The 12,894-nt window shown below is 46.0% G+C and carries 12 protein-coding genes; 9 read left to right on the top strand and 3 right to left on the bottom strand.

The features are described 5' to 3' along the window. Positions 1-359: 359 nt before the first annotated feature. Positions 360-2,357, top strand: a complete 1,998-nt coding sequence (glgX, locus tag B9J87_RS03730) for a glycogen debranching protein GlgX (RefSeq protein WP_013868345.1) — start codon at positions 360-362, stop codon at positions 2,355-2,357. 101 nt (positions 2,358-2,458) lie between these two features. Here glgX and ulaG read toward each other — a convergent pair whose 3' ends face one another. Both ulaG and ulaR read right to left on the bottom strand, forming a co-directional pair. After that, entirely contained in the window at positions 2,459-3,526 is a 1,068-nt protein-coding gene (gene ulaG, locus B9J87_RS03735; RefSeq protein ID WP_013868344.1) for an L-ascorbate 6-phosphate lactonase, read from the bottom strand. A 123-nt stretch (positions 3,527-3,649) separates the two neighbouring features. Then, the gene (gene ulaR / locus B9J87_RS03740; RefSeq protein ID WP_026027147.1) at positions 3,650-4,405 is read right to left on the bottom strand and encodes an HTH-type transcriptional regulator UlaR; all 756 of its coding nucleotides are present in this window, start codon (positions 4,403-4,405) and stop codon (positions 3,650-3,652) included. 390 nt (positions 4,406-4,795) lie between these two features. On the opposite strand from ulaR, the gene B9J87_RS03745 reads away from it, so the two are divergent. The 8 genes from B9J87_RS03745 to B9J87_RS03780 all read left to right on the top strand — a co-directional run bounded on the left by B9J87_RS03745 (position 4,796) and on the right by B9J87_RS03780 (position 11,873). Next, positions 4,796-6,556 (top strand): PTS ascorbate-specific subunit IIBC, encoded by a 1,761-nt coding sequence (locus B9J87_RS03745; protein ID WP_026028425.1) that lies wholly within the window; start codon positions 4,796-4,798, stop codon positions 6,554-6,556. A gap of 77 nt (positions 6,557-6,633) precedes the next feature. Beyond that, a complete protein-coding gene (locus B9J87_RS03750) occupies positions 6,634-7,116 on the top strand; it encodes a PTS sugar transporter subunit IIA (RefSeq protein WP_094149381.1) in 483 nt (160 codons plus the stop codon). A 7-nt stretch (positions 7,117-7,123) separates the two neighbouring features. Next, positions 7,124-7,816 (top strand): L-ribulose-5-phosphate 4-epimerase, encoded by a 693-nt coding sequence (locus tag B9J87_RS03755; protein WP_013868339.1) that lies wholly within the window; start codon positions 7,124-7,126, stop codon positions 7,814-7,816. A 5-nt stretch (positions 7,817-7,821) separates the two neighbouring features. After that, entirely contained in the window at positions 7,822-8,643 is an 822-nt protein-coding gene (locus B9J87_RS03760) for a Cof-type HAD-IIB family hydrolase (RefSeq protein ID WP_094149382.1), read from the top strand. Positions 8,644-8,648: 5 nt separating this feature from the next. Then, positions 8,649-9,296: a 3-keto-L-gulonate-6-phosphate decarboxylase UlaD gene (locus tag B9J87_RS03765; protein ID WP_094149384.1), complete on the top strand. Its 648-nt coding sequence runs from the start codon at positions 8,649-8,651 to the stop codon at positions 9,294-9,296. An 8-nt stretch (positions 9,297-9,304) separates the two neighbouring features. Beyond that, complete coding sequence (locus B9J87_RS03770) at positions 9,305-10,186, top strand: L-ribulose-5-phosphate 3-epimerase (protein ID WP_094126676.1); 882 nt, start codon at positions 9,305-9,307, stop codon at positions 10,184-10,186. Positions 10,187-10,374: 188 nt separating this feature from the next. After that, complete coding sequence (locus B9J87_RS03775; RefSeq protein ID WP_094149386.1) at positions 10,375-10,797, top strand: hypothetical protein; 423 nt, start codon at positions 10,375-10,377, stop codon at positions 10,795-10,797. A gap of 119 nt (positions 10,798-10,916) precedes the next feature. Further along, the gene (locus B9J87_RS03780; protein WP_094149388.1) at positions 10,917-11,873 is read left to right on the top strand and encodes a diguanylate cyclase domain-containing protein; all 957 of its coding nucleotides are present in this window, start codon (positions 10,917-10,919) and stop codon (positions 11,871-11,873) included. Here B9J87_RS03780 and B9J87_RS03785 read toward each other — a convergent pair. Beyond that, the gene (locus B9J87_RS03785; RefSeq protein ID WP_094149390.1) at positions 11,863-12,834 is read right to left on the bottom strand and encodes an arginine deiminase-related protein; all 972 of its coding nucleotides are present in this window, start codon (positions 12,832-12,834) and stop codon (positions 11,863-11,865) included. The two genes, B9J87_RS03780 and B9J87_RS03785, sit on opposite strands and share 11 nt — an antisense overlap. Positions 12,835-12,894: the final 60 nt, after the last annotated feature.

A 12,894-nucleotide genomic window follows, 5' to 3' on the forward strand; every position in this document is an offset into this window, starting at 1 on the left:
ATTGGAACCTGCAAGGCAGTTGACAGATAGACGCTAAAAGAAGAGGTAAGACGGGACTAAGTCCCCAGTTGTTTCAACGGTGATAAGACTACTAAAGGCGTAATAGGCTTGCTTCCTCCACCTCAAAGTAATTTGGGGGGGAGGAGAAAGGATGAGTAATTTTATGGTATGGCGTTTTTAATGCACAGATCACGGATTTCAGGGGGAGGAGATCAGTTTATGGTTATAAAATAGAATACAAAATGCCTTATTGATCACTATTTAGGGCCAATAACATCATTAAAATGAAATAAAATTACATTCAAATTTTATTCATTGGGCGCTTGACCTAATATCAACAAAGCTTTTTACTTAAAGCGATGACGTGCAGCAAAATAACAATTAAAGATGCCCATATGAAATGTACTATTTCTAGCCCTTACCCACTCGGTGCAACCCTTGACAACACAGGTTGCAATTTTGCTATTCATGCTCCAGCAAATAAACAGCTTCTACTCGCTCTGTTTGATCAACAGGGAAGTTTCACCACCCACGAGTTAGAGAATGAATATGCGGGCGTGAAGTACACTCATGTGCCAAACATTAAAGCAGGGCAAAAATACGGTTACCTCATTTTAAATGGTGACGAGCCGCACTATATTTCCGACCCCTACGCGAAGGCGATAGATAAAAACTTAGGCTATAAAACACCATTTAGTTCAAAAAAGAGTTTCGAGCTGCCTAAGTGTGTCGTGGTTGACGATCAATTCGATTGGCAATCAACTAAAAAACCACACATACCTCGCGATAAGACTATTTTGTTTGAGACCCATGTCAAAGGAGTGACCAAACTCAATCCACGAGTGCCTAAAGCAGAACAAGGTACTTATTTAGGCTTAATCAGTGAGGAGATGCTGGAGTTTTATCGCAAGCAAAACATCAACACACTACAGCTACTGCCCATCGCGGCTTGTATGCATGAGCCACATCTATTGGATATGGGCAAAGTCAACTATTGGGGATATAACCCCTACCTGTTTATGGTGCCAGATCCACGTTATGCGCAAAAAGATGCAGTAACGGAGCTGAAAACGGCTATCAGAGAACTGCATCGTCACGGAATTGAAGTGATACTGGATGTGGTTTATAACCACTCAGCGGAGGGGGGCGAAGATGGGCCTATTTTCAATTTAAAAGCACTCGACCCTAAATATTATCTAAAACACGGTCAACATTACGCGAATTTTACCGGTTGTGGTAACACCATTGATCTCTCTTATCAACCCGCCCTTAACCTAGTCATGGACACGCTGCGCTACTGGGTTAGCGAATACCAAGTCGATGGTTTTCGTTTTGATTTGGCCGCAACGCTTGGAAGAAATGGCGATAATTTCAGCCCCGATGCTGCGTTCTTTAAAGCGGTGGCGCAAGATCCAACGTTAAAACGAGTCAAATTGATTGCAGAGCCTTGGGACATTGGTCCAAACGGTTACCAAGTAGGCAATTTTCCTTTCGGTTGGAATGAATGTAACGACAAATTACGTGATATCACACGCAGCTTTTGGCGCGGCGATCAAGGCTATTTAAAAGAGTTCGCCACACGCTTAATGGGCTCTCGCGACTTGTACAGTGCCGCCAACTGGCCCTACAAACTGACCGTCAATTACATCACTTACCATGATGGCTTCACCATGCAAGATTTGGTGTCATACAAGCATAAGCACAATGAAGCGAATGGTGAACAAAACCGAGATGGTCACGGTGACAATCGCTCCGACAACTATGGCGTCGAAGGCGAAACCGAGAACATGGTGATAAAAGCAACCCGCGAAAAGCAAAAACGCAATATGATGGCGAGCTTACTTTTTGCTTTTGGCATTCCTCATATTCTCACCGCGGATGTGCTTTCTCATACTCAGCAAGGTAATAACAACGCTTATTGCCAAGACAATGAGATCAGTTGGCTTGACTGGAACATGACCGAACGCAAAAGCTACTTCAAACATTGGTTGAGTCAAATGGTGGCGGCAAGACACCTTTATATGGTGCCCTTTATTCGTGCTTTTAGTGGTGAGGAACGTAATGCCAACCGCGTATTCTGGCGACGCGTGGATGGCACACTGATGGAACATGATGATTGGAACCGCTTAAGTTCTGTGGCATTGCAGATGGGCATTGGATCGGATGGGGCTGAAATGCTCTACTTGATCAACCAAACCAATGCACCAGCTCGTTTTACTCTACCTAAAGATCGTAACCAAAACTGGGAAGTGATATGCGATACCAATTTACGTAACGTACAACCCGGCCATGCAGAAGGGGAGTTGTTACAGTCGCCTATATCAATGACAATTTTGCACTACCAACCTGAAGTATAAAATCAAGTGCTGCACATCATTACCGATAAGCAAAGAGATTACCAATAAACAAAGAGGCCCAATTGGCCTCTTTCTCTTCTCTAATTTTTGCTTTCAAAACATTACAAGAATGCTTTGAAAGGCAGCTCTGGTTCATCGACAAAAATATCTTTAAAGCCTCTGAAATGCTGGTAATGCATACGTCCTTTGTCGGTTGGGTAGGTGTATTTTCCACCCACTTGCCAAAAGAATGGCGCAAAACCGTATTGCAGACGATCTTTTTTCATTTGCCACAATACTTCAATTTCACGCGGGTCATTTTGGAAGTTAGCCCAAATATCGTGGTGGAATGGGATCACCACTTCACAATCTAACGCCTCGCCTGCGCGCAAAATATCAGATGCAGTCAGCTTATCTGTGATGCCTCGTGGGTTTTCACCGTATGAGAGCAGCGCTACATCAATCTTGTAGTCATTACCATGCTTGGCATAGTAGTTCGAATAATGCGAATCACCTGAATGGTAGATTGAGCCACCGGAGGTTTCCAATAAGTAGTTGACCGCGCGATCATCCATACCATCAAGAATCCCCTTATCATAAGATGAAACACCTTTAGGCAGCGTAATCAACGCAGTGCGATCAAAAGAGTCCAGCACTCGGATACTGATATCGCCGACTTCAATGCAATCACCCACTTTCGCCACAATGCAGCGCTCACTCGGTACTCCCCAACCTTGCCACAGGTCAACGCAAGCTTGTGGCCCAATAAATTTCACATGTTCACCACAGTTTTGCAGCACAGCCGCTGCGACATTAATATCGATATGGTCAGCGTGATCATGCGTCGCCAGCACTGCATCAATCTCTTTGATGCCAAATGGGTCCAACACAAAAGGAGACGTTCTTAAGTTGGGTTGCAGTTCACGCACGCCCCCCATACGCATCATCTGATGCTGTTGATTCATCAAGGCATTCTTTTGCGTTTTCTTACCCGTCCCACACCAAAAATCGATCGAAAGATTGGTATTACCGGCACTTTTTAGCCAAATGCCTGTACAACCAAGCCACCACATAGCAAAGGTGTTGGCTTCCACTTCGGTCTTTTCTATCTCTTCATTCAGCCAAGTTCCCCACTCAGGAAACGTACTGAGAACCCATGAATCGCGTGTGATTTCATCAATTTTACTCATAGCAACACCTTTTATTTCACGATCAGTTAGACAAATTTTGGATGTAGGGAGCCAAGCGTCTTAACCAAAGGTGAAGACACTGAGCCTGTGTTTATTATTAGAATGTGTAGAGCGAAGTGCTTTCTATACCAGAATCACTTCTGTCCCCTGCTGTTGTAGCGCTTGGATAACTTGCGGATCGGCGGCTTTGCCAGTGATAACAATATCAACCTTGCTGGCGGGGCAAAATAGCATGCCCGTACGCTGCCCAACTTTAGAACTATCCACTACCACCACTAACTTACCGATTTGCTCTAGCATCTGTTGCTCGGCAACGGCGGTGAGCATATCGGTTTTGTATAGGCCATTTTCCGTCAGCCCTTTGCCACTGGTGAACATCCAATGTCCGGCATAACCACCTAACGAATCAGGGGCGGGGTTGAGGAAAATGTTTTGTGCTTTGTTGTACTGCCCACCAATGATGATCACATCGTCGTGATCTTCATTGATAAGGTAACTGGCCAGTGGGAAATAGTTAGTCACGATTTGAACATCTTGGCCGCACAACTCTTTACCGAGCAAGAAGGCGGTCGAACCACAGTTAATTACCACACTGTCACCTGGATTGCAGAGCTTAGCCGCAGCCATGGCAATCTGTGATTTTTCATGGAAATGATCCGTACTGTCGATATTTAACGGCGTCCACGCCCGCTTTCTAATCTCTAAACGTTCAGCACCATTGCGAACTTTCTTCAGCTTACCTAGCTCATCTAACTTAGAAATATCGCGGCGGGCCGTTGCTGGTGACACGTTAAATTTTTCAATAATATGCGTGACGTTGATGGTGCGCATATTGTCTAGCAAAGACAGTATCTCGTTATGTCTTTGTACTTCGTTCATGGTTATCACCTTATCTTTTCATCAAGTGATTACTTGGTGATTATTTATGATTTTTTTTGATTCTATTTCTCATCCATCACAATGTCAAACACTGGACGAACAAAACTTCCCTCTCGCTCACAATAAAACCTAACTAATTGATTTTATTTGAAATAAAATTTTAACTGTGACTTAAGTATCAAATAATGTCTCCATTTGGCGAAGAAATTGATAAAAATCAAAATAATCACAAATGAGCATTGAATGATTACTTTTGATTGGTAAAGTCTATTTCGTGAGCAAAACAGGATTGAAATCGGCATCACCTTGCTGATTCACTCTGACCTACACCCAGCTTCGAGTAAGACGGGAATACACATAACGATAAATAGAGAATCAAGGGGTAAAGATATGCAGTTCATCTACGATATCTTCTACATTTTTTATAGCCAAGTAATGACTAAAGCACCTTTGCTGCTGGGCTTAGTCACCCTTATCGGTTACTGGTTATTAAGAAGAGATACCACCACCATCATTAAAGGGTCGATCAAAACCATCGTCGGCTTTATGTTGGTACAAGTGGGTGCAGGAACCTTAGTGGCAGGCTTTAAGCCTGTGATTGAGAAATTATCGGAATATCATGGTTTAACTGGCTCGGTTATCGACCCGTACACCTCAATGATGGCCACCATGGAAATCATGGGGGATGATTATTCTTGGGTTGGTTATACCGTACTACTGGCACTGGCGATCAACATCTTGCTCGTTTTGCTGCGCCGCTACACAGGCATTCGCACCATCATGCTAACGGGGCATATTATGTTCCAACAAGCAGGGTTAATTGCGGTGTTCTACCTTGTGCTGGGCGCAAGCATGTGGGAAACCATCCTTTATTCGGCTGTTTTGATGGCGCTCTACTGGTCTATCTCCTCCAACATTATGTTCAAACCCACCGAAGCCGTCACGGGTGGAGCCGGTTTCTCCATCGGCCACCAGCAACAAGTCGCGTCTTGGATTGCAGTTAAGATTGCCCCCAAATTGGGCGACAAAAACGAGAGTGTCGACCACCTTGAGCTGCCTAAATGGTTGCACATTTTCCACGACAGTATTGCCGCAACCGCGATTGTGATGACGCTATTTTTCGGCATTATTTTGCTCTCATTTGGTTTAGACAACCTGCAAGCAATGGCGGGAAAAACCCATTGGTCTATCTACATTCTGGAAACTGGCCTTAAATTTGCGGTAGCGATTCAAGTTATCGTAGCGGGTGTGCGTATGTTCGTTGCCGAACTGTCTGAAGCCTTTAAAGGTATCTCAGAACGCGTCATTCCTAACGCGGTTTTAGCCATTGACTGCGCCGCTATCTACGCGTTCTCACCTAATGCCATGGTGTTTGGTTTTATGTGGGGCGCGATTGGTCAATTTACGGCGGTGCTGGCCATGCTCGCTTTTGATGCACCGATCATGATCATTCCCGGCTTTATCCCGATGTTCTTCTCCAACGCAACCATTGGTGTTTTTGCCAACCACTTTGGCGGCTGGCGCGCGGTCATGAAGATCTGTTTTGTGATGGGTATTATCGAAGTCGTTGGCTCCGCATGGGCCATTCACATCTTCAACCAATACGGCACCGAATTCAGTGGCTGGATGGGCATGGCCGACTGGGCGTTAGTCTTCCCGCCAATCATGCAAGGCTTATCCGTCTCAAAACTGTTCTTCTTTGTGCTGATTGCATTGGCTGGTGTGTACATGTTCTTCGCCTCTAAAAAACTGCGTGAAGAGGAAGATGCACAAGGTTTGGTGAACATCAGTGACGATCCAGAAGTCATCGCCGCCGTCGAACAAGCACTGAAAGTCAGTGATGGCGTACGTCCGGTCAGCATTTTAGCCGTGTGTGGTAATGGGCAAGGCTCCTCAATGATGATGAAGATGAAAATCGGTAAGTATCTGGAGAAAAAAGGCATTCCACACGTGATGGATTCCTGCGCAGTGTCTGATTATAAATCTAAGCTCGCCACCACCGACATCATCGTCTCATCAAAACATCTCTCTGGTGAGATGGAGCCCGGGGAAGGCAAGTTTGTGCTCGGCGTACAAAACATGCTGAATCCGAACTCTTTCGGTGATGAGCTGCTCGATATCATCGATAAAAACTTTGTCACTTTGAAATAGCTATTTACTACAAAACGATAAGTACAAAAACAACAATAGGTGCCAGACGCACTGGCACCCACTCTGGAGATAGAACCATGGGACTGAAACAATCACTGATCGACAATGATTCCATCCAATTAAATGCACAGGCAAGCACTTGGCAAGAGGCGATCAAAATCGGTACGGATAGGCTGATCAAATCGGGAGCCATCCACCCCTGCTATCACGATGCCATCATCAGCAGCGTTGAACAATTAGGCCCGTACATCGTCATCGCGCCGAATCTTGCCCTGCCTCATGCTCGTCCTGAAAATGGCGTGATCAGAACCGCCTTTGCTTTAGTGACGCTACAAACGCCTGTCTATTTTGACGGCGAAGATGAACCGGTCGATGTGCTGATCACCTTGGCTGGTAGCTCGTCTGATCAGCATATGGAAGGATTAATGGAAGTAACCCAAGTGCTGGATGATGAAGAGAGCGAGACTGGCGTTGATCTCGATAAACTGCGCCGTTGTCGTACCGCGCAGGATGTTTACCAAATAATTGATGAAGCGTTAGCGGCACAATTGGTCGAGTGAGGATGTCATGTATAGCGAACTAAAACAGCGAGTATTTGCGGCAAATCTTAAGCTTCCCCAATACGGTTTAGTCACTTTCACTTGGGGCAATGTATCAGAAATAGACCGCGAGAAGGGCGTCATCGCCATCAAACCTTCCGGCGTAGAATACGATGTGATGAAAGTCGATGACATGGTGATCGTTGACCTTAACGGCGCGATTGTGGAAGGCACACTTAATCCATCCAGTGATACCGCCACTCACCTCGAACTCTATAAAGCTTATCCAGAGATTGGCGGCGTGGTACACACCCATTCGCGCAGTGCCACTATTTGGGCGCAAGCGGGCATTGACATTCCCGCTTTAGGGACCACTCACGCCGATTATTTTTACGGTGACATCCCCTGCACACGCAAACTTTCTTGCGATGAAATCGCTGGCCAATATGAGAAAAATACCGGCCTTGTGATCATCGAAGAGTTCAAACATCGTCGCATTGATCCGATGGCGGTGCCAAGCGTGATTGTCGCCGGGCATGCTCCTTTCTCTTGGGGCAAAGATGCTAACGATGCGGTTCATAACGCCGTCGTCTTGGAGGAGATTTCAGCCATGGCGCTGGCGACTCGTTCACTCAACAGTGGCATCAAGATTCAACCGGAATTATCCGATAAACACTATCAACGTAAGCATGGTGATAACGCTTACTACGGTCAAAGGTAGCGGCTATGTATAAAGTTCTCGCGCTCGACCTTGATGGCACGGTGTTGACTGATGAACACACCATTCATCCGCTGCTAAAGCGGGCGATTCAACAGGCGCAGCAACACTGCCACGTGGTGATCGTGACAGGCCGTCACCACACGGCGGCTAAACCCTATTATCAAGAATTGGGGCTCACAACCCCCATCATCTGCTGCAACGGCACGTATGTGTATGACTACCAAAATGAAAAAGTGCTCAAGCACAATGCCATCACCAAACACGATGCATTGACCTTTCTTGCACTGGCTAAAGAATTTCAAATGAAACTGGTGATGTATGTGACCGACGCGATGACCTATTCCAAGCGTAGCCCAATCGCCTACATGCAAGCGTTAGAAAAATGGGCCAGCCAGTACCCACCAACAGCACAGCCCAAAATCGAGCAAATTGACTCGTTTCGTCACCGCGTCGAGCAAGAAACGTTTATTTGGAAATTTGTGGTTGAAGGGCTACCGAGTTCCGTTGAACGCCTTGCCCAACAAGCTTGGGTACAAGAGACATTCAACGGTGAGCGTTCATGGTCGAATCGCATCGACTTTGCTGCCAAAGGCAACAGTAAAGGTCAGCGCTTGGCTGAATATGTGCAATCGCTTGGCTACCACGCTAATCACGTGCTGGCTGTCGGCGATAACCATAACGACATTTCAATGCTCGACTACGCCGGGCTCGGTGTGGCGATGTTCAATGCCGACGATACGGTGAAATCCCACGCCAAACTGATTTGTACAACCGATAACAATCACGACGGGCTCGCCCGTTTGATCCGTGACAAAATTCAAGGATAACTCTCATGACTAAACCAATGATCCAAATCGCTCTCGACCAAACTGACCTTATTTCTGCCATCGAAGTGGCAAAAAACGTAGCAAGCTTTGTTGATGTCATCGAAGTGGGCACCATCCTCGCCTTTGCTGAGGGCATGAAGGCCGTCAAAACGTTACGCCATAATCACCCTGACCATATTCTAGTGTGCGATATGAAAACCACCGATGGCGGCGCTATTTTAGCGCGGATGGCATTTGAAGCTGGCGCGGATTGGATCACCGTTTCTGCCGCAGCGCATATCGCCACCATCAGCGCTTGTAAGAAAGTCGCCGATGAACTGGATGGCGAAATCCAAATCGAAATTTACGGCAACTGGACCTTTGCTGATGCACAAGCGTGGATTGATCTTGGTATCACTCAAGCCATTTATCACCGTTCAAGAGATGCCGAACTGGCCGGTATTGGTTGGACAAGCGAAGATGTTGAGAAGATGCGAACTCTATCCGATATGGGGCTTGAACTTTCCATCACAGGTGGCATCGTGCCAGATGATCTCTATTTATTTGAAGGCATTAAGGCCAAAACGTTCATTGCGGGGCGTGCATTGGTCGGTGAAAAAGGTCGCGCCACTGCCGAAGCACTGCGCAGTCAAATCGATCGTTTTTGGTGCTAGGAGGCCGTATGTATCAACATTTGCCACGCCAACGTATCGGGTTGTATGAAAAAGCGCTCCCCAATCATTTCAGTTGGGAAGAAAAGCTCGCCACAACGAAAGAGCTGGGGTTTGATTTTTTAGAGATATCCGTCGATGAGTCGGATGAACGTCGTCAACGCTTAGACTGGGATGATGCAACCATCTATCAGCTACGAAGATGGTGTGAGCAATACCAAATCCCGCTGCAATCGATGTGCTTAAGTGCGCACCGTAAGTTTCCTTTTGGCTCGTCAGACCCCGCCATTAGAGAACAAGCCATTCTGCACATGGAGAAAGCGATTACCTTAGCTTACAAACTGGGTATTCGCACCATCCAACTCGCAGGCTATGATGTCTATTACGAACCCGCTAATAAAGAAACTCATCAACGTTTCATTGAAGGCATGCAGCTTTCCGCCAAATTGGCCGAGCGTGCTGGCGTGATGCTGGCAGTGGAGATCATGGATACCCGCTATCTTAACTCACTGAGCAAGTTCGAAATTCTCAAGCGGCAAGTACCCTCACCCTATTTTATGGCGTATCCAGATGTAGGCAACATTTCAGGTTGGAACTACGATGTGTGTACTGAATTGGCACTTGGTATGCCTCACATTACTCAGATCCACCTTAAAGATACCCATTGTGTCACCCCAAACTACGCTGGCCAATTTCGAGATTTAGTGATTGGAGAAGGAGAGGTTAATTTCGACGCCATTTTCCAAACCTTGAAAAAGACACACTGCGTTGTGCCGATGGTGATTGAGATGTGGGCACAAAATGAAGATTGGCAACGCGACATTCGTACCGCTCAACAGCGGCTAAATCAAGCTTGTGATGCTGCTGATTCGCCTCGTTTATTCAACCTATAGCTCATTTATTCAACCTATAAATTGTGCTCGGGTGCATCTTTTATGCATCCTTCATCCTCATATTGGATAATACCGCGCCCTCTCCCCCGTGAGCGCGGTAGCTTTTCTTGGCAAATATTGACATCACCAACACAATCGCGCAGAGTTGCTTTTTGATAACGCCCCGATGCATAACACTCTGAGAACCAATGAAATTACTTCACTTACAACTCTTCTGGTATGAAAAGCATCACACCCTTTTAGAAATGGAAGCGCTCCCTACGCTCACCCCAACCCAAGAGCAAGCACTGGCAGAATGGGTTAAGTGTCGACGCAAAATATTAAGCTTTGAGGCTCACCAGCATATTTGGGTAAAAGTGAATGTAGACGGTTTTTCTTCCGCTTTGCATTTAAAGCCGAATGGCACGTTGGTCGAGCGAGATCTGTTTGGTGAAAAAACACTGCAAGGATTATGGAAAGTTATCGACGGTTTCTTATTTATCAAAGTGATCAGCGGTGAATTTATTGTCGAATATCAGATTGTTGGCAATAACGAACAGAGCATTCACTGCGGTATTGAGTACATCAACGGCCGAGTCAGTACCTACAGCAAATTTATTCAAACCAAATAAGCTTTGTGACCCACGGGAAAAAATGAGACATATGTTGAACAAGATATCAACAACCTTGTGAATCCATCGGCAAACTGTGGCACACTCGACATAAATGCAGACTCGGTTCATCACGGTTTATGGAAGAGTACTTAAAACGAATCAAGCAGCTTGAAGAGCAAGTTGAGCATCTCAAAAAAGAAAACAGCTCTCTTGAAGAAAAGCTGAATGCAACGCTAGAAGGCACTGGTCTTTGTCTTTGGGAACAACACATTCCTAGCGGAACCCTTAAAATATTCAATAGAGAATGGGGTGATATGCTTGGCTATCAATCACACGAGCTCGACGCCACCGTCGACATTTGGAAAAGCAAGCTCCACCCCGATGATTATGACTTAGCCGTGGGCGCTTTTGAGGACCATTTGAATGGCAAGGCTGACACCTATCAGGTCATACACAGGATGATCCGCAAAGATGGAGGTCAAAGCTGGGTGTCGGATCGCGGCCGAATCGTTGAATATGATGAGAATGGAAAGCCGCTGCGCATGATGGGCACCCACACGGATATTACCAATGAAAAACATTATGAATTAGAACTCTCCAAACTCGCTGCGCAAGATCCATTAACCAACCTATTAAATCGAAAGGCGTTAGAAACTAAGTTTGACGAGATGAATGATCTTGTCGAACACCCCGCGGCACTGATTTTTATCGATTTGGATGACTTTAAAACCGTCAATGATCATCTTGGGCACCAAGCTGGGGATTTCGTGCTACTCCAAGTTTCTCAATGGCTTCAAGAAAATGCGCCTCAACCATCATCGATTGCTCGTTTGGGCGGCGATGAGTTTGTCCTCTTGTGCATCAATCAAAGCACAGAAACGTTAAAGCAGTTTATCGATAGTTTGCTCACCAAAGCCTATTCACCACTAAAATTAAGCCATGGAGAAGTGCAAATTGGCTTTAGTATTGGTGTTTGCCAATTCACAACCTCAACGCATACTTTTGAAACCTTATATGAATGGGCCGACCAAGCAATGTATCAGGTGAAGAAAAATGGCAAAAATGGCGTTGAGTACATCAATCTTAGCCAATAGCAGGCAAAAATACTTCCCCTAACATACATCTCACCGAACCACCGCCAATATCCTCAATGGTCTTCACATTACACGGCAGTAACTTACCGTGACTGGCCAGCTGCGCACGCTGCGCCGGCGAAAAGGCATCAAACGCCGATTGCGACATAGCGATCACTTTATCCCCTGCCGCCGTTTCTAATTGTAAAATGTTGCCGCAGAAACAGTTCATCTGCTCAAGTGAAATTGAGATGATCTGTTTATCTTTGGCCAGTGATTTAACCACAAAACGGCGTTCAAACTCCGGGATCACTTCATCGCAAATCACGCAGAATGCTTCACCAACCGCCATCATCACATTGGTGTGATAAACCGGTTGGCCTGAAGGCAACGCCGTTTGAAAAGAGACCACGCGATCATAACCGATACGTTTAGCGTACTCCTCTAGCACTTCACGGTCGCAGCGCTGTGACAACGCCGAATAGATGGTTCGATTAAGGTGATCCATCACCATCACACCGGTGCTTTCAAGATAAGCCTGCTGGTCTTGATACGCGAGCAACGAATCTTGCGCCAATACCTTACGGCCTGACAAAGTAAGAGCTTCAACCAACGCTTGTGGGCGCACTTCTTGCTGTCGATTTTTACAAGCCATCGGAAAGGTAAACAAAGTTCCCTCTGGCGTAGTGCTAAACCAGTTATTGGGAAAGACGGCATCTGGCGTTTCCACTTCAGATAATGGGTAATCAAACTCCACTACTTGTACGCCTTCGAGACGCAGTGTCTCAACCATGCTTTGATATTCGGCCATGGCTTGGATACGAACTTGTGCGGTACTCAATGCAACTTGGTGTTGAAATTCATTATCTTGTGCCGTTTGAGCGTTAAATTTGAACTCTTTTGGCGGCACCATTACGACACAATTGGCATTTTGCACCGTATTCACGGCTGGCTGTGTGATCACTTGTTCCTGCAACATCATAGAAACTTTCCCTTCTACTCACTTTAGGCCAATTGTAAGCATAATGTTAAAATAACATTG

It is taken from the genome of Vibrio sp. V19_P1S1T109 (genome assembly GCF_002241375.1).
Classification (GTDB): domain Bacteria; phylum Pseudomonadota; class Gammaproteobacteria; order Enterobacterales; family Vibrionaceae; genus Vibrio; species Vibrio anguillarum.

Excerpts from the sequence above, each read along its gene's own strand:
- B9J87_RS03745 (WP_026028425.1), top strand. The coding sequence starts at position 4,796 with ATGCAGTTCATCTACGATATCTTCTACATTTTTTATAGCCAAGTAATG.
- B9J87_RS03785 (WP_094149390.1), bottom strand. The coding sequence starts at position 12,834 with ATGATGTTGCAGGAACAAGTGATCACACAGCCAGCCGTGAATACGGTG.
- B9J87_RS03755 (WP_013868339.1), top strand. The coding sequence starts at position 7,124 with ATGTATAGCGAACTAAAACAGCGAGTATTTGCGGCAAATCTTAAGCTT.
- B9J87_RS03775 (WP_094149386.1), top strand. The coding sequence starts at position 10,375 with ATGAAATTACTTCACTTACAACTCTTCTGGTATGAAAAGCATCACACC.
- B9J87_RS03770 (WP_094126676.1), top strand. The coding sequence starts at position 9,305 with ATGTATCAACATTTGCCACGCCAACGTATCGGGTTGTATGAAAAAGCG.
- glgX (WP_013868345.1), top strand. The coding sequence starts at position 360 with ATGACGTGCAGCAAAATAACAATTAAAGATGCCCATATGAAATGTACT.
- ulaR (WP_026027147.1), bottom strand. The coding sequence starts at position 4,405 with ATGAACGAAGTACAAAGACATAACGAGATACTGTCTTTGCTAGACAAT.
- B9J87_RS03780 (WP_094149388.1), top strand. The coding sequence starts at position 10,917 with ATGGAAGAGTACTTAAAACGAATCAAGCAGCTTGAAGAGCAAGTTGAG.
- B9J87_RS03765 (WP_094149384.1), top strand. The coding sequence starts at position 8,649 with ATGACTAAACCAATGATCCAAATCGCTCTCGACCAAACTGACCTTATT.
- ulaG (WP_013868344.1), bottom strand. The coding sequence starts at position 3,526 with ATGAGTAAAATTGATGAAATCACACGCGATTCATGGGTTCTCAGTACG.
- B9J87_RS03760 (WP_094149382.1), top strand. The coding sequence starts at position 7,822 with ATGTATAAAGTTCTCGCGCTCGACCTTGATGGCACGGTGTTGACTGAT.
- B9J87_RS03750 (WP_094149381.1), top strand. The coding sequence starts at position 6,634 with ATGGGACTGAAACAATCACTGATCGACAATGATTCCATCCAATTAAAT.